Source organism: Streptomyces sp. NPDC039736, from assembly GCF_055596485.1.
Window position 1 is genome coordinate 80423 of record NZ_JBVIUQ010000003.1, and the last position, 14973, is coordinate 95395.

Below are 14973 nucleotides of genomic sequence, written 5' to 3' on the forward strand. Positions count from 1 at the left end.
CCCGCACCGGTCACATCCAGCCCGCCGACCCGGCGATGCGGATCGCGTCGACCCGGTTGCGGGCGCCCGTCTTGCGGATGGCGGCCGCCAGGTAGTTGCGCACCGTGCCCCGGGACAGATGCAGTTCGAGCGCTATCTCGGCGACGCAGGCGCCCTGCGCAGCCAGCGAAAGCACCCCCAGTTCCCGAGGGGTGAGGGGAATCTCCGCAGCACGCAGGAGTCCGAAGGCGAGTGACTCGTCGACGTACCGCTCGCCGCGTGCGACCGCGCGGATCCCCTCGACTAATCGACAGGGCGAAAGCTGTTTGTCGACGTAGCCGAGTGCTCCCACGTCGAAGGCCCGGCGCAGCACCCCGGGGCGGTCGGCGGTGGCCAGGACCAGCAGTCCGGCACCCCTCGGCGCGGCGTCGCGCGAGGTCCGGGGCGCTCTGCCCGCTGCCCCCCGGAGCCGCGGCGGCAATTCCTCCGCATCAGCGACCCACACGTCGGCCGGGGGGCCACCCACCGCGCAGGGCCCGAGCCGCGCGTCCTCATCCAGCACCTCGAAGCCTTCCTCGGCACGCAACAGCGCCATCAGCGCCGATCTGAACAGACCTGCCGCATGGGCGACATGGACACGGATCACTGCCACTCCTCCAGTGGGGATGACACCAGTGCCCAGCAAGCCGCCGAAGGAACGCTTCCGCATCCGCATCGCGAAGCACAGGGGGCACATGGCCCGGCGCCGTGCGCCACCGTGCGCCCGCAACACATGTGCGACCGCGTTCCGCGTCGCCCCTTGTCGCACGTCAGGGGAGTTCTCGGGGGCCGGAGGAAGTTACCTCGCGGTATGCCGTGACTTCCCAAGACCCCGGCAGTACAACTCGCTCCTCTTCCCACAAGAGTGAGGAATATCCCATGACTGCACCAACCTCGCAGATCCCACCACCCCCGATGAGTCCGTCCCGTCGCCTGCTCCTCGCGGGCACCGGCGCCCTCCTCGGCACGGCCGCCCTCGGCGGCCCCGGCTCCCCCACCGTCCACGCGGCGCCGCGCCGCCCGGCCCTGACCAACGGCGAGCACGTCCCGGCGCTGGTGATCGGCACGGGTTACGGAGGTTCCGTCACCGCCCTGCGCCTGGCCCGCGCCGGGGTCGACGTCCACCTGGTCGAGATGGGCATGGCCTGGGACACCCCCGGCCCCGACGGCAACGTCTTCGCCAACACCACCAGGCCCGACCACCGCTCCTTCTGGCTGCGCACCAGAACCAAGCAGCCGCTGTCCAACTTCCTGGGCTTCCCCCTCGACAAGGACGTGCCGCGCCACACCGGCATCCTGGACGCGGAGGAATTCGGCGGCATCACCGTCTACCAGGGCCGGGGCGTCGGCGGCGGCTCACTGGTCAACGGCGGCATGGCCGTCACCCCACGCCGCGAACGCTTCGGCGCGGTGCTGCCCTCGGTCAACGCCGACGAGATGTACGGCACGTACTACCCGCGCGCCAACGCCGGGCTCGGCGTCACCGAGGTCGACACCCGGTGGTGGGAGTCGGCGTCCTGCTATCAGTACGCCCGGGTGGGCCGCAAGCACGCGGAGCGCTCCGGGTTCCCGTTCGTCTTCGTGCCGAATGTGTACGACTGGGAGTACATGAAGCAGGAACTGGCGGGCCTGGTACCGAAGTCGGCGCTGGCCGGTGAGGTCCTGTACGGCAACAACCACGGCAAGAAGTCCCTCCAGAAGACCTACCTCGCCCAGGCGAAGGCCACCGGGCGCGTCACCGTCTCCCCGCTGCACAGGGTGACTTCGGTGGCCCCGGCCGCGTCCGGCTACACCGTTGTGGTGGAGCAGCTCGACACGGCGGGCGCGGTGACCGCCACCAAGTCCGTCACCGCCGACCGGGTCTTCTTCGCGGCGGGCAGCGTCGGCACGTCCAAGCTCCTCACCCGGCTGAAGGCGACCGGCGCGCTCCCCCGCCTCAACGACGAGATCGGCCGGGGCTGGGGCGACAACGGCAATGTGATGTGCGGCCGCGCCAACCACATGTGGGACGCCACCGGCAAGCTCCAGTCCGCCATGCCGACGGCCGGCATCGACAACTGGGACGCGGGCGGCGCGTTCGCCGAGGTGGCCCCGCTGCCGACCGGCATCGAGACGTACGCCTCCTTCTACCTCTCCATCACCAAGAACCCGCACCGCGCCCGCTTCACCTGGAACGCGTCGGCCGGCCGGGTCGAGCTCGACTGGCAGACGGCGTGGAAGCAGCCCTCCGTCGACGCGGCGAAGACCATCTTCGACAAGATCAACCAGAAGGAGGGCACGATCTACCGCACCGACCTGTTCGGCGCGTACAAGATCTGGGGCGACCACCTCACCTACCACCCGCTCGGCGGCGCGGTCCTCGACAGGGCCACCGACAACTACGGCCGCCTGCACGGGTACACGGGCCTGTACGTGATGGACGGCTCCCTGATCCCGGGCAACACGAGCGTCAACCCGTTCGTCACGATCACCGCGCTCGCGGAACGCAACATCGAGCGCATCATCGCCGACGACCTCCGCCGGCCGGGGTGACGGCGCTCCCGGCGGCGCGCAGCGGGACTGCGGCACAATCGGCGGTGTGACGACCTCCGCGCGTGAACTCAACCGGGCCACTCTGGGCCGCCAACTCCTGCTGGAACGGGCGAGCCTGAGCGTGACGGACGCCGTCCGGCGCGTCGTCGCGCTCCAGGCGCAGCACGCGCCCTCGCCGTACGTCGCGCTGTGGAACCGGATCGAGGGCTTCGATCCGGCCGGGCTGGACGCGGCGTTCGCCGCGCGGACCGTCGTCAAGGCGACGCTGATGCGGATCACGCTGCACGCGGTGGCGGCGGACGACTACCAGCCGTTCCGGTCGGCGGTCCAGCCGACGCTGTACGGGTCGGGGCTGGGGTCGCGCTTCACGGACTCCGGGCTGACGGCCCAGGACGCCCGGCAACTGGCGGCGGAGCTGCTGGTGTTCGCGAAGGAGCCCCGGACCTCCGCCGAGGTGCAGGAGTGGCTGGCCGGGAAGGTGGGCGCGGAGCGCAGGGACGCCGCGTTGCGGGGGGTGCAGGTGTACGCGCCGCTGCACCACGTGCCGACCGGCGGCCCGTGGTCCTTCGGCGCGCGGCCCTCCTACGTCACGGCGGGGGCGGCGGCGGTGCCGGAGGGCCGGGAGGTGGACGTACCGGCCTTGCGCCACCTGGTGCTGCGCTATCTGGAGGGGTTCGGTCCGGCTTCGGTGGGGGACGTGGCGCGGTTCGCGCTGGTACGGACCACGCCGGTGCTGCGGGTGCTGCGGGAGCTGGACGGGAGGGTGGAGGAGTTCCGGGGACCGGACGGGAAGGCGCTGTACGACCTGCCGGGTGCGCCGCGGCCGGACGCGGACACTCCGGCTCCGGCACGGCTGCTGCCGATGTGGGACAGCACCCTGCTCGCGTTCCAGGACCGCAGCCGGATCATCCCCGAGGAACTGCGCAAGGTGGTGATCCGCACCAACGGCGACGTCCTTCCGACCCTCCTGCTGGACGGTTACGTCGCCGGGGTCTGGCGGCTCCTGGACGGCGCGGTCGAGGTGACCGCCTTCCGGGACCTGCGGCCCGGCCAGTGGGAGGAGGTGGCGGCCGAGGCGCAGCCCCTGGCCGCACTGCTCGCAGAGCGGGACCCCCGGACGTACAGCCGCTACCACCACTGGTGGGCCAAGCTCCCCGGCGGCGAGGTCCGGGCGTTCGGGGCCGGGGGAGGGTGAGGCGGAGGGGAGGACGGCACCCGGGAGCCGCCGCGCCCCGGGTCAGGCCGGCAGGTCCGGCAGCGTGTACGTGAAGGTGTACGGAACGGACTTCTCACCGTGCGGGGCGACGAAGCGGCCCTTTCCGGTGAGCCCGGCCAGCGCGTCCGTGCCCGAGCCGGGGACCACCTCGAAGGCGCAGTGCACGGTGCCGTCCGCACCGAAGTGCCCCCGCTCCTCGACCACGAACCTGCCCTCGCGGCCGCCCAGCCGGCCGGAGAAGAACTCCATTCCGTTGAAGCAGCCGGTCGTCTCCGTGACGTACGTGCAGATGTACTCGCACCGGGTGTCGACGGCCTCGATGCCGCCGGTGAAGGTGTTGACGACGGAGGCGTGGGAGATCCGGGGACTCGTCCCGGCGTCGGTGGCGCAGGTCTCGTCCCAGCTCGCGTAGGTGAAGTGCCCGGTGACGGTCGTGCTGTCCGTGTCCATGTCCATGTCGGTGGCCGTGTCCGTGTCCGTATTCGCGTTCATGGGCGTGGTCGTCATGTCTTCCCCTGGGGTCGGTGCGTCGGAGTGCGCGGGCCGCTCACTCGTCGCACACCACTCTGTTCCCCGTACCTGACACCTTCTGTCAGGTACGGAAGGACAATGGGAGGCATGCGCGCCGACCGCCTCCTCTCGCTGCTCCTGCTGCTCCAGAGCCGGGGCCGCATGACCGCGCCCCAACTGGCCGAGGCGCTGGAGGTGTCGGTACGGACCGTCTACCGCGACGTCGAGGCGCTCGGCGCGGCCGGCGTGCCGGTCAGGGCGGGCCGGGGGCCCGACGGCGGGTACGAGCTGATGGCCGGATACCGCACCCGGTTGACGGGTCTCACCCGCGCCGAGGCCCAGTCGCTGTTCCTCGCGGGCGCGCCCGGTCCGGCGCACGACCTGGGGCTCGGCGCGGTGCTCGCCACGGCACGGCTCAAGCTCCAGGCGGCCCTCCCGGCGGAACTGGCCGACCGGGCAAGGGTGTTGGAGGACCGCTTCCATCTCGACGCGCCCGCCTGGTTCCGCGAGGCCGATCCGGTTCCGTACCTCTCGGAGGTGTCGCACGCGGTGTGGGAGCAGCGGAAGCTCGCCGTGGACTACCGGAGCTGGAAGGGCGAGGTGCGGCGCGTGCTCGACCCCTTGGGTCTCGTCCTGAAGGGCGGGATCTGGTACCTGGTGGCGCGGTCGCGCGGTTCCGACGCGGCGGTGCGGACGTATCGGGTGTCACGTTTCCTTTCCGTACGGGACACGGGCGAGGGCTTCGAGCGCCCGGCCGGGTTCGCGCTGGCGGCGCACTGGCAGGAGTCCTCGCGGCGCATGGAGGCGAAGCGGTACCAGGGGGTCGCGGAACTGCGGCTCTCCCCCACGGGGCAGCGGCTGCTGCCCGCGCTGTTCGGAGCGGCGGGGACCGAGGCCCTCGCCGGGGCCGGGGAGGCGGACGCCGAGGGGTGGGTGCGGGCGGAGATGCGGGTCGAGTCGTCGTCCGTGGCGGTGTCCGACCTGCTCAGGCTGCGCGACGACGCGGAGGTGCTGGGGCCGCCCGAGTTGCGCACGGCGCTCGCGGAGACGGTGGCGGCACTGGCGGCCCGCTATGCGGCCGCGCCCTGACGGAGGTGGTCGGCGATGCGGACGAGGGTGCCGGCGTTGTCCCGGAAGAGGTGCGCGCGCAGGCCCGCCGCGCGGGCGGCCTCGACGTTCGGGGCGGCGTCGTCCACGAAGAGGCAGTCCTGCGGGCGCACGCCGAGCGTGGTGCACGCGGTCGCGAAGGCGCGGGGATCGGGCTTGAGGATGCCGGTCTCGTGGGAGTAGACGAGGTGTTCGGGCCGTTCCACCAGGGTGTCGAGGCGGTAGCGGTCGGCTTCGCGCTCGCGGGCCCCGACGAAGCTGTTGCTGAGGATGCCGATCCGGAGGTCCTGACGGCCGGTCAGCTCGCGCACGTACGCGAGCAGTTCCACGTTGGGTGAGCCGAGGTATTCGTCCCAGAGGTCGGCCATGAAGGCGTCGAGCTGCGGGGTGTCGAGACGGAGCGCCGCGGTGACCCGGGCGCGCACCTCCCCCTCGTCGACGCGGCCGACGCTGCCCGCGTGCCAGACCTCGCCCAGCCGGTCGTCGACGGTGCCGGGGGCGAGGCCGAGCCGCCCCTCCCAGCGGGGCAGCCAGCCCGTGTCGGGGGTGAGCTCCAGGACGCCGCCGATGTCGAGGAGGAGACAGGAGGGGCGGGGCGCGGTGGTGGTCATGGGGTTCCCCCGGGGATGCGGTGCGGATGCGTACGGGCGCACCGCGGGGCTGCCCCCACAGTGCGTACACGCGCCGTGGGGCTGTCCCCGGGGCGCGTGCACACACCGTGGGCCTTCCCCCAGGGGCAAGGTCAACTCCGCTGCGCCACGGGCACCGCCTGCGACACCTCCGCCAGCAGCTTCTCCGGGTCCGCGCCCCAGCGGGAGCTGACCACCAGGTCGCGGGCCGGGTCCACCCACAGCAGGTGCGCGCCGCCGTTGCCCCGGGCGCAGCGGCCGGTGGCCGGGGCGGCGGGCCACACCGAACGGTCGTCGTTCAGCCACCAGGACAGCCCGTAGTTCGGCTTGGCCCGGCACGGGGTCCACAGCTCCTCCATCCAGCGCCGGGAGAGGATCCGCTTGCCCTCCCAACTCCCCTGCCGCAGGACGAGTTGGCCGATCCGCGCCAGGTCGAGCGCGCTGATCCACAGACCGCCGCCCCAGTGCGCACCGCCGGACACCACGGGGATCCGCGCCCCGTCCACCTCGGCGAAGGAGTTCGCGTACCCGTGCCAGGACCAGGTGCCGGTGGCCCCGATCGGGTCCATCACCCGCTCCCGGAGCGCTTCCGGCAGGGGGCGGCCGAGGAGGACGGTCAGGGCGAGCGCGGCCAGGTTCACGCGGACGTCGTTGTACGCCCACCCCTCGCCCGGCGGGCCGCCCGGGGACTCGGTGCCCTCCCGGGTGCTCTGGGCGTCCACGGAGGTCGGCTTGCCCCACAGCTCGCCCTCCCACTGGCTGGTCTGGTCGAGCAGGTGCCGCCAGGTGATGGCACGGCCGTGGGCGTCGGTGAACGGGGGCAGGGCGACGGAGCGGTGCACGGCGAGGGAGCGGTGCACCGGCTCGTCGAGGCGGAGGAGGCCGTCGTCGTACGCGATTCCGGCGGTCAGCGACAGGACGCTCTTGGTGGCGCTGTACGCCATCTCGACGCGCGTGGGATCGCCCCAGCGGGCGATCGCCGTGCCGTGCCGCAGGACGACCCCGCTGGGGCCCCGCCCGTCGAGGAGCGGGCCGAGGACCTCGCGGTGGGAGGCGTCGGAGACCTGGGCGTCGAGGTAGGCGGCCATGTCCTGGACGCCGGGCACGGGCCGCCGCGCCTGCGCGCGGGCGGCGTGGGCCAGGGCGTCGGCGTCGACGCCCTGCCAGGGGTCGGCCGTCGTGGAGCGACTGTCGGTGTCCAAGGGGTTCATCGGATGCCCGCCCTGTCGTGTTCGCGTGCGTTCAAGATCACATGTCTGATGACCGTACTCGACCGGTCCGGGGCGTCCCGCGCGGCGCGGACCCGGCTCCCGGCCCGCCGGCCGCGGGACGCACGGGCACGCGGCCCGGTGGGGCGTGCGGCGTACCTCCGGGCGGGGCCCGCGCCATAGGGTGACCCCGTGGCCAGTACAGATGAACGAAACGGACCCGAGGCCGGGCAGGGGACCCCCGCAGCGCCGAGCCCCGCCCCCGCGGCCCCCGACCTGCGGGCCTTCGCCGTGCAGCTGCGCCGCATGAACGGGGAGATCAACCGGCTGGTCCACGGCTTCGCCTCCGGTCAGGGCCTGCACGCCACCGACATCCAGGCGCTGGCCGCGATCCTGGACTCCGAGACCCCGCTCACCCCGGGCCGCCTCCGTGAGCACCTGGGGCTGACCTCGGGTGCGGTGACCGCCTGCCTGGACCGGCTGGAGAACGCCGGTCACATCCGGCGCTCCCGGGAGAGCACGGACCGCCGCGTCGTGCACCTCCACTACGAGCCGAGCGCCCGGCAGGTGGCGCGCACCCACTTCCGGCCGCTCGCCGAGGCGACCGAGAACACCCGCTCCCGCTTCACCGACGACGAACTCGCGGTGGTCCTGCGCTTCCTGGCCGACCTCAACTCCGAACTCACGGACGTGCGCGCCCCGCGCTCCTGAGGGCGGGAAGGCGGCGCGCCGGACCGGCGGCGGTGTATTTCAATCATTGAGATTGTTTATCATCGAGAGAATGGGAAACCCGGGCGAAGGCCCGCCCCCCTCCTCACTCGCACCGGGAGCACGATGTCCAGCGCAGCACGGCATGCCCGTTGGTTGGTTCCGCTCGTCCTGCTGGTCGCCTGGCTCGGCGTCGGCGGCGGTCTCGGCCCGTACGCCGGGAAGCTGGGCGAGGTCGCCAGCAACGACCAGGCGGCGTTCCTGCCGCAGAACGCGGAGTCCACCCGCGTCATCGAGGCGCAGAAGGCGTTCCGGCAGGACGAGACCCTGCCGCTCGTCGTGGTGTGGACCCATCCCGGCGGCGGCCCCTTCGACGCGAAGCAGGCGGCGGCCGCCACCCGCGCGCTGGCCTCCCTGAACGGCTCCCCCGGCATCGCGGGCCGGGCCTCGCCCGCGCTGCCGTCGAAGGACGAGCGGGCGCTCCAAGGCGTCGTACAACTGCGTCCCGACCTCGGCGACGAGCTCGCCCCGGCACTCGACCGCGTCAAGCGGGCCGCCGGTCACGTGCCGGACACCAAGGTCGAGCTGGCGGGGCCGGCCGCGAGTCAGGCCGACCTCAAGGACGCCTTCGCCGGGATCGACGGAATCCTGCTCGGGGTGGCGCTGGCCGCCGTCCTGCTGATCCTGCTGCTGGTGTACCGCAGCGTGCTGCTCCCCTTCGTGATCATCATCGGCGCGGTGTTCGCGCTGGGGCTGGCGAGCGCGGTGGTGTACGTGCTGGCCGACCACGACGTGGTCCGCGTGGACGGGCAGGTGCAGGGCATCCTGTCCATCCTGGTGATCGGCGCGGCGACCGACTACGCGCTCCTGCTCAGCGCCCGCTTCCGGGAGGAACTGGCGAGCGGCGCCGACCGGTTCACCGCCGTGCGGGCCGCCTGGCGGCAGTCGGTGGGACCGGTGACGGCCAGCGCGGCCACCGTCGCGCTCGGCCTGCTGGCCCTGCTGCTCAGCGACCTCACCAACAACCGCGCGCTGGGCCCGGTCGGGGCGATCGGCATCGTGTGCGCGGTGCTGAGCGCGCTGACCTTCCTGCCCGCCGCGCTGGCGCTGCTGGGCCGGGCCGCGTACTGGCCCGCCCGGCCGAGGCCCACGGCCGGGCGGAGCGGCAGCGCGGGTCTGTGGCAGCGGGTGGCCGGGCTCGTGGACCGGGCGCCGCGCCGGGTGTGGGCCGTGTGCCTGGCGGGGCTGCTGGCCTGTGCCGCGTTCTCGCCGATGCTGACCTCGCGGGGCGTGCCGCTCGACGAGATCTTCGTCCATGACGCGCCCTCGGTCGCCGCCCAGCGCACCCTGGGCGCGCACTTCCCCGGCGGCTCCGGGCAGCCCGCGGTCGTCATCACCGGGGCGCGGGTGGCCGAGTCCGTCGTGAAGGAGGCGAAGGACGTCGCGGGGGTGGCCGACGCCACGGCCGTGACCGCGTCGGGCCGCCCGGGCGGGGGCCCGCCGCTCGTCGTGGACGGCCGGGTGCGCGTCGACGCCACGCTCGAGGACGCCGCCGACAGCGACGCGGCGAAGCGGACGGTGGCCGAACTGCGCGAGCGGGTACGGGCGGTGCCGGGCGCGCAGGACTCGCTCGTCGGCGGGTACACCGCGCAGCAGTACGACACCCAGCGGACCGCCGCGCAGGACCGCGCGCTGATCGTGCCGGTGGTCCTCGCGATCATCCTCGTCATCCTGGCCCTGCTGCTGCGCTCGCTGCTGATGCCGCTGCTGCTGGTGGCCACGGTCGCGCTCAACTTCGTCGCCACGCTGGGGGTCTCGGCCCTCGTGTTCCGGTACGTCTTCGGCATGAGCGGCACGGACTCCTCCGTCCCGCTGTACGGCTTCGTGTTCCTGGTCGCGCTCGGCGTGGACTACAACATCTTCCTGATGTCCCGGGTCCGCGAGGAGTCCCTCGTGCACGGCGTCCGCGAGGGCGTCCGGCGCGGCCTCACCGCGACCGGCGGAGTGATCACGTCGGCGGGCGTGGTCCTGGCGGCGACCTTCGCGGCCCTGGGCGTGATCCCGCTGGCCTTCCTGCTGCAGATCGCGTTCATCGTGGCGTTCGGCGTGCTGCTGGACACGCTGGTCGTACGGTCCCTGCTCGTACCGGCGCTGGTGCGGGACATCGGCCGCACGGCGTGGTGGCCGGGCCGGCTGAGCAGACCCCGGGCGGAGGAGGCGTAGCGCGAACCCGCCGCGCCGGGCGGGAGTGTTACGTATCGTGGTGCCGCCCGCCGCCACCGCGCGGGCGCCCCAGCTCCCGGACCCCGAGGACTGCCGTGTACGCCGTATCCCTGACCGACCGTGCCGAGCTCCGCCCGCTGGAGCCCTGGCAGGCACCGGAGTTCCTGGCCCACATGGACCGCGCCCGCGATCTGGTGGACCCGTGGATTCCGTGGGCCACGTTCTCCACCGACCTGGCGTCGGCCCGGGCCACCTTGCAGCGGTACGCCGACAAGCAGGTGGCCGACGCCGGACGGATCTTCGGGATCTGGCTGGACGGAACCCTGGTGGGCGGTGTCATGTTCGTGCACTTCGACGCCGCGCTGGGCACCGCCGAGATCGGCGTGTGGTCGGAGCCGGCGGCCGAGGGGCGGGGCCTGATCGGCGCCGCCGTCGACAAGCTCCTCGCGTACGCCTTCGAGGAGCGCGGGCTGCACCGGGTCGAGTGGTGGAACAGCACGGTCAACGTGCGCAGCCGGGCGGTCGCGCAGCGCGCGGGGATGCATCTGGACGGCACGCTGCGCGAGCACACGGAGTACCGGGGAGTGCGCCTGGACATGGAGGTGTGGTCGCTGCTGGCCCACGAGTGGAAGGGCCGCTGACCGGGCGGCGGCCCCCGGGCCCCGGCCCGCGGGGGTCAGCCCGTGGGGGTCCGCGGGTCCGGCCGGCGGTCCGGGTCGTCGGTGGACGTGGCCTCGGCCGTGCTGGCGTACAGGGCGAAGACCTGGTCGAGGCCGACCAGGTGCAGTACCCGGCAGGTGTGCTCCGGCACGGCGGACAGCGCGATCCCGGCGCCCGCGGCCAGCGCGTGGTTGCGGGCGGCGAGCAGCGCGGTGATGCCGGTGGAGTCGCAGAACTCCATGCCCGCCAGGTCGATCACCAGGCGGGCGTCCGCCGTCAGCGGGAGCGTGCCCAGGCGGGTGCGCAGGTCGCCCGCGGTGTCGTAGTCGAGGTCGCCGGCGATCTCCAGGACGGGGCCCGTGGCGGCCTGGCGCACGGTGATCGTCAGCGTTTTCGTGGGGGTCATTCGGGCTTCTCCATGGCCGGGGCGCCCAGCGCGAGCAGGGCGGTGTCGTCGTCGAGGCCGTCCCCGAAGCTCTCCAGGAGCCCGCTCAGCGCGGTGACCAGGGAGGCGGGCGAGGTGTCGGGGGCGTTGGCGGCGAACTCCCGCAGCGCTTCGTCGCCGTACCGCTCGGAGCCCCGTCCGCGCGCGGCGGTGCGGGCCTCGGTCAGGCCGTCGGTGTGCAGCAGGAGTGTGTCGCCGGGGGCGAGGACGGTGGTGGCCGTGCTGAGCGGCGGGTCCGCCAGGATGCCGATCAGCAGGCCGCCCGGGGTCTCCAGGTACTCCGTGCTGCGGTCGGCGCGCAGCACGAGCGCCGGGGGGTGCCCGCCGGAGGCCACCCGTACCGTCACGTGGCCCGTCTCCGGGTCGGGCTGGAGAATGCCGAAGACGGCGGTGCAGTAGCGGGGGTCGCTGCCGGAGTAGCGCTCGTGGAGCATGGTGTTGAGCGTGGACAGGGCGGCGACCGGGTCCGGGTCGTGCAGGGCGGCGGCGCGCAGCGTGTAGCGGGTGAGCGAGGTGACGGCGGCGGCCTCGGGGCCCTTGCCGCAGACATCGCCGAGGAAGAACCCCCACCGCTCGCCGTCGACGGGGAACAGGTCGTAGAAGTCGCCGCCGAGCCGGTCGGGGGAGGCGGTGTGGTAGTACGAGGCGGACTCCAGGCCCGGCACGGAGGGCAGGACGGCGGGCAGCAGGCTCTGCTGGAGGACGATCAGCGCGTCCTTCAGGCGGACGCGGTCGGCCTCGGCCTCGCGGCGGGCGGCGTCGGCGGCCTGCCGGGCGCGCAGCAGCTCCTGCTCGTAGGCGTGGCGGTCGCGGGCGTCGGCGAGGGTGGCGCGGATCAGCAGGGGCTCGCCCTCGCTGCCGTACTTGACGACCGCGGAGACCAGGACGGGCATGCGGACGCCGTCGGCGCCCTTCAGCTCCAGGGCTATGCCGTTGATCTCGCCCTTCATCCGCAGCAGGGGCGCGAAGTGCGTCTCGTGGTAGATCCGGCCGCCGACGGTGAGCAGGTCGCTGAAGCGCATCCGGCCCACGACGTCCTCGCGGCGCAGGCCGAGCCAGTCCAGCAGGGTGGCGTTGGCCTTGGCGAGGGTGCCGTCCATGAGGGTGGAGACGTAACCGCACGGCGCCTGCTCGTAGAGGTCCTCCGCGCTGTCCTCCAGGAGGGCGCTGAACGCGGCGTCGGTGACCGCGCCGTCTCCGGCTCCGGCTCCGGCTCCGAACGGTCCGGGCTCGAACGGCCCGGGCTCGCTGCTGGTGCGGCTCATCATCGGCGGGCTTCCGCGGGCGGGGTGCCGGTCGGGGCGGGCCGGAGCCCGTCGAGGAAGGCCAGGATCGCCGCACCGGTCACCTCGGGCGAGCTGAGCTGCGGGCAGTGGCCGGTGGCGTCGAGGGTCACCAGCTCCGAGCCCGGCACGGCGGCGTGGACGTACGCGCCGACCTCGCGCGGGGCGATGGCGTCCTGGCGGCACTCCAGGACGAGGGTGGGCACCGCCACGTCCTTCAGGTCCTCCCGGGAATCCGTGAGGAAGGTGGTGCGGGCGAAGACACGGGCCATCTCGGGGTCGGTCGCGCAGAAGCTGTTGGTGAGCTCCTCGCCGAGCTCGGGGCGCTCGGGGTTGCCCATGATGACGGGGGCCATCGCGCCGGACCAGCCCAGGTAATTGGACTCCAGGGAGGCCAGGAGTTCGTCGATGTCCTCGGCGGAGAAGCCGCCCCGGTACCCCTCGTCGTCGATGTAGCAGGGGGACGGCGCGACCATGACCAGCGAGCCGATGCGCTCGGGGGCGCTGCGCGCGGCGAGCACGCCGATCATGGCGCTCACCGAGTGCCCGACGAAGGCGGCCCCCTCCAGGTCCAGCTCCGCGCAGATCTCGACCACGTCCTGGGCGTACCCCGCCAGGCCGGAGTAGCGCGCCTCGGACCAGGCGGCGGGGTCGGCCTTGCCCGAGCCGACGTAGTCGAACAGCACGACCCGGTGACGCTCCGCGAGGGCGGGCACGACACAGCGCCACATGTTCTGGTCGCAGCCGAAGCCGTGCGCGAGCACTACGGTGGGGCCGTCGGCCCGGCCGGTCACGACAACGTTGTTCCTGCGACGGATATCCATCCGGCCATCCTGTCATCCATTCCTCCGCGACCGCTCACCGCGTCGGCGCCAGGAGGCCGCAGCCGCCGTTCACGGCTACGCCCCGCCGGACCGGGCACGGGGCCCGCCGCGGGCCCGGCAGGGCCTGCGCGCCAGGTGCACCACGTCCGGCACGCCCCGTGCCACCGGCACCTCCTCGGTCCGCACCTCCGTGAAACCCGCCTTTCGCAGCGCGTCCTCGAACGCCGTCGAGGGCTGCGCGGACCACACCGCGAGCACGCCGCCCGGGTTGAGGCGCCGCAGGCAGGCGGCGAGGCCGGCGGGGGTGTACAGGTTGCGGTTGTCGTCGGTGACGGTCCAGTCGGGGCCGTTGTCGATGTCCAGGCACAGGGCGTCGTACGTGTCCGCCGCAGAGCCGTCGGGGGCGCCCGCCGGGTCCGCGTCGCGCAGGTGGGCGATCAGGTCGGCGAGCACGATCTCGACCCGGGGGTCGGCCAGGGCGGCGGCGGTGACGGCGCCGAGGGGCCCCTCGCGGTGCCAGTCGACGATGGCCCGCTCACGCTCCACGACCACGACGCGGCCCCAGCGGTCCTGCGCCGCCGCGTGGGCGAGGGAGAAACCGACGCCGAGACCGCCGATGAGCACGGAGGGGCGGGGCGCGCCCGGTGCGGGGTGCAGGGCCGCGTACGCCGCGTCGACGAGGAGCCTCTCGGAGCGGCCGTCCGAAGTGTCCATCAGGAAACACCCGTTGGCGATGATCTCGTACGCGTCCCCGCGCCGCCGCAGCACGACTTCGCCGTACGGCCCCTGGCGGCGGTCGAGTTGCACGGGTTCGGCGGGGCGGCCGGGGGCGGTGGCCTGCATGGCGGGTTCCCTTCCGCGACCGGCGGTTCCGGTCGCTCGGCAGGACAACGACGCGTGCCGGGCGGGAGTTCCACGGCTGTCCGGACCGGCGGCCGCCCGGGTCCTCGGGGTGCGGAGCCGGGCCCGGGGCGCACGCCGGAAGCGGCCACCGGACCGGTGACCGCTCGCGGGCGTGACGCGGAGGCCGTCAGGGGCCGCTCAGCAGGTGACGATCTTGCCGTACGAGCCGACCTTCCACGTCCAGACGCTGCCCTCACCGTGCTGGTAGGTCCAGCAGGCGCCGTCGGGGCCGTTGTTGATGACGAGCTTCACGTGCATGGTCTTGCCGCAGTTGTTGCGGACGGTCACCTGCTTCTTCTGCTTGATGACGTCCCGGGTGACGCAGGCGGGGGCCGTGCCCTGGACGCGCACGTCGGCCGCGGACCGGCCGGCCGGTGCGGCGGGCGCGGCGGTCGCGGTCGCGGTCGCGGGGAGGACGAGCCCGCCGCCGAGGGCGACGGCTGCGGTGGCGACGGCGAGGCGCTTGCGCGGGGTGCTGGACATGGTGGGGTTCCCTTCCTCGTACGGAATCGTGGCGGAGCGGCGGGTGGTGCTGCCGTCCCGCTCCGCCCACCAGGCTTCCGGGGCGGCGCCCCAACTGGCCAGGTTTCGCCGCGAAGTGACGTGACCGTGGGACGTCCCAGCCCCTGACCTGCGGGGCCCCGGAGGCGAAGGACGCTTCCGTGGGACGCCCCCGCAGCGGCCGACGCGGTCTCGCCGGTCCCCCA

General features: G+C 73.5%; 16 protein-coding genes. 7 read left to right on the plus strand and 9 right to left on the minus strand.

Features of this window, described 5'->3' with window-relative positions:
* Positions 1-10 precede the first annotated feature (10 nt).
* Positions 11-715: a LuxR C-terminal-related transcriptional regulator gene (locus ACZ56L_RS09760; protein WP_468685194.1), complete on the minus strand. Its 705-nt coding sequence runs from the start codon at positions 713-715 to the stop codon at positions 11-13.
* A 182-nt stretch (positions 716-897) separates the two neighbouring features.
* Here ACZ56L_RS09760 and ACZ56L_RS09765 point away from each other — a divergent pair, with 182 nt between their 5' ends.
* Both ACZ56L_RS09765 and ACZ56L_RS09770 read left to right on the plus strand, forming a co-directional pair.
* On the plus strand, positions 898-2550 hold the full coding sequence (locus tag ACZ56L_RS09765; protein ID WP_468685196.1) for a GMC oxidoreductase: 1653 nt from the start codon (positions 898-900) through the stop codon (positions 2548-2550).
* Positions 2551-2596: 46 nt separating this feature from the next.
* Positions 2597-3745, plus strand: a complete 1149-nt coding sequence (locus ACZ56L_RS09770; RefSeq protein WP_471062932.1) for a winged helix DNA-binding domain-containing protein — start codon at positions 2597-2599, stop codon at positions 3743-3745.
* A gap of 42 nt (positions 3746-3787) precedes the next feature.
* Here the strand turns inward: ACZ56L_RS09770 and ACZ56L_RS09775 are convergent, their stop codons facing one another.
* The gene (locus tag ACZ56L_RS09775; protein ID WP_471062934.1) at positions 3788-4273 is read right to left on the minus strand and encodes a DUF3224 domain-containing protein; all 486 of its coding nucleotides are present in this window, start codon (positions 4271-4273) and stop codon (positions 3788-3790) included.
* 111 nt (positions 4274-4384) lie between these two features.
* Here ACZ56L_RS09775 and ACZ56L_RS09780 point away from each other — a divergent pair, with 111 nt between their 5' ends.
* Positions 4385-5365 (plus strand): helix-turn-helix transcriptional regulator, encoded by a 981-nt coding sequence (locus tag ACZ56L_RS09780; RefSeq protein ID WP_471062935.1) that lies wholly within the window; start codon positions 4385-4387, stop codon positions 5363-5365.
* On the opposite strand, the gene ACZ56L_RS09785 is transcribed toward ACZ56L_RS09780, so the two are convergent.
* Together ACZ56L_RS09785 and ACZ56L_RS09790 are read right to left on the minus strand one after the other, a co-directional pair.
* A complete protein-coding gene (locus ACZ56L_RS09785) occupies positions 5347-5994 on the minus strand; it encodes an HAD family hydrolase (RefSeq protein WP_471062937.1) in 648 nt (215 codons plus the stop codon). The genes ACZ56L_RS09780 and ACZ56L_RS09785 overlap by 19 nt on opposite strands.
* A 131-nt stretch (positions 5995-6125) precedes the next feature.
* A complete protein-coding gene (locus ACZ56L_RS09790; protein WP_471062939.1) occupies positions 6126-7214 on the minus strand; it encodes a serine hydrolase domain-containing protein in 1089 nt (362 codons plus the stop codon).
* A 198-nt stretch (positions 7215-7412) separates the two neighbouring features.
* Here ACZ56L_RS09790 and ACZ56L_RS09795 point away from each other — a divergent pair, with 198 nt between their 5' ends.
* From ACZ56L_RS09795 to ACZ56L_RS09805, 3 genes are all read left to right on the plus strand, one after another.
* Positions 7413-7931 carry a MarR family winged helix-turn-helix transcriptional regulator gene (locus ACZ56L_RS09795; RefSeq protein WP_471062941.1) on the plus strand — a complete coding sequence of 173 codons (519 nt, stop codon included), beginning with the start codon at positions 7413-7415 and terminating at the stop codon, positions 7929-7931.
* Between the two features lie 123 nt (positions 7932-8054).
* Complete coding sequence (locus ACZ56L_RS09800) at positions 8055-10151, plus strand: MMPL family transporter (RefSeq protein WP_471062943.1); 2097 nt, start codon at positions 8055-8057, stop codon at positions 10149-10151.
* Positions 10152-10246: 95 nt separating this feature from the next.
* Positions 10247-10792 (plus strand): GNAT family N-acetyltransferase, encoded by a 546-nt coding sequence (locus ACZ56L_RS09805; RefSeq protein ID WP_401762590.1) that lies wholly within the window; start codon positions 10247-10249, stop codon positions 10790-10792.
* Between the two features lie 35 nt (positions 10793-10827).
* Here ACZ56L_RS09805 and ACZ56L_RS09810 read toward each other — a convergent pair whose 3' ends face one another.
* The 5 genes from ACZ56L_RS09810 to ACZ56L_RS09830 all read right to left on the minus strand — a co-directional run bounded on the left by ACZ56L_RS09810 (position 10828) and on the right by ACZ56L_RS09830 (position 14749).
* The gene (locus tag ACZ56L_RS09810) at positions 10828-11217 is read right to left on the minus strand and encodes an STAS domain-containing protein (RefSeq protein ID WP_345219361.1); all 390 of its coding nucleotides are present in this window, start codon (positions 11215-11217) and stop codon (positions 10828-10830) included.
* Complete coding sequence (locus ACZ56L_RS09815) at positions 11214-12521, minus strand: PP2C family protein-serine/threonine phosphatase (protein ID WP_471062946.1); 1308 nt, start codon at positions 12519-12521, stop codon at positions 11214-11216. Before ACZ56L_RS09815 ends, ACZ56L_RS09810 begins: the two co-directional genes overlap by 4 nt.
* Positions 12521-13363 (minus strand): alpha/beta fold hydrolase, encoded by an 843-nt coding sequence (locus ACZ56L_RS09820; protein WP_401762599.1) that lies wholly within the window; start codon positions 13361-13363, stop codon positions 12521-12523. Before ACZ56L_RS09820 ends, ACZ56L_RS09815 begins: the two co-directional genes overlap by 1 nt.
* 75 nt (positions 13364-13438) lie before the next feature.
* Positions 13439-14206, minus strand: coding sequence for a spermidine synthase family protein (locus ACZ56L_RS09825; RefSeq protein WP_468685221.1), 768 nt, complete (start codon positions 14204-14206; stop codon positions 13439-13441).
* A gap of 198 nt (positions 14207-14404) precedes the next feature.
* On the minus strand, positions 14405-14749 hold the full coding sequence (locus ACZ56L_RS09830; RefSeq protein WP_471062949.1) for a hypothetical protein: 345 nt from the start codon (positions 14747-14749) through the stop codon (positions 14405-14407).
* Between ACZ56L_RS09830 and ACZ56L_RS09835 the strand changes: the two genes are divergently transcribed.
* Positions 14748-14873, plus strand: coding sequence for a hypothetical protein (locus ACZ56L_RS09835; RefSeq protein WP_345219356.1), 126 nt, complete (start codon positions 14748-14750; stop codon positions 14871-14873). The genes ACZ56L_RS09830 and ACZ56L_RS09835 overlap by 2 nt on opposite strands.
* The last annotated feature ends 100 nt before the right edge of the window (positions 14874-14973 follow it).

Coding starts and splice junctions, on each gene's coding strand:
- ACZ56L_RS09760 (WP_468685194.1), bottom strand. CDS start 715: ATGTGCCCCCTGTGCTTCGCGATGCGGATGCGGAAGCGTTCCTTCGGC.
- ACZ56L_RS09765 (WP_468685196.1), top strand. CDS start 898: ATGACTGCACCAACCTCGCAGATCCCACCACCCCCGATGAGTCCGTCC.
- ACZ56L_RS09775 (WP_471062934.1), bottom strand. CDS start 4,273: ATGACGACCACGCCCATGAACGCGAATACGGACACGGACACGGCCACC.
- ACZ56L_RS09780 (WP_471062935.1), top strand. CDS start 4,385: ATGCGCGCCGACCGCCTCCTCTCGCTGCTCCTGCTGCTCCAGAGCCGG.
- ACZ56L_RS09785 (WP_471062937.1), bottom strand. CDS start 5,994: ATGACCACCACCGCGCCCCGCCCCTCCTGTCTCCTCCTCGACATCGGC.
- ACZ56L_RS09800 (WP_471062943.1), top strand. CDS start 8,055: ATGTCCAGCGCAGCACGGCATGCCCGTTGGTTGGTTCCGCTCGTCCTG.
- ACZ56L_RS09810 (WP_345219361.1), bottom strand. CDS start 11,217: ATGACCCCCACGAAAACGCTGACGATCACCGTGCGCCAGGCCGCCACG.
- ACZ56L_RS09815 (WP_471062946.1), bottom strand. CDS start 12,521: ATGAGCCGCACCAGCAGCGAGCCCGGGCCGTTCGAGCCCGGACCGTTC.
- ACZ56L_RS09820 (WP_401762599.1), bottom strand. CDS start 13,363: ATGGATATCCGTCGCAGGAACAACGTTGTCGTGACCGGCCGGGCCGAC.
- ACZ56L_RS09825 (WP_468685221.1), bottom strand. CDS start 14,206: ATGCAGGCCACCGCCCCCGGCCGCCCCGCCGAACCCGTGCAACTCGAC.
- ACZ56L_RS09835 (WP_345219356.1), top strand. CDS start 14,748: ATGGTGGGGTTCCCTTCCTCGTACGGAATCGTGGCGGAGCGGCGGGTG.
- ACZ56L_RS09830 (WP_471062949.1), bottom strand. CDS start 14,749: ATGTCCAGCACCCCGCGCAAGCGCCTCGCCGTCGCCACCGCAGCCGTC.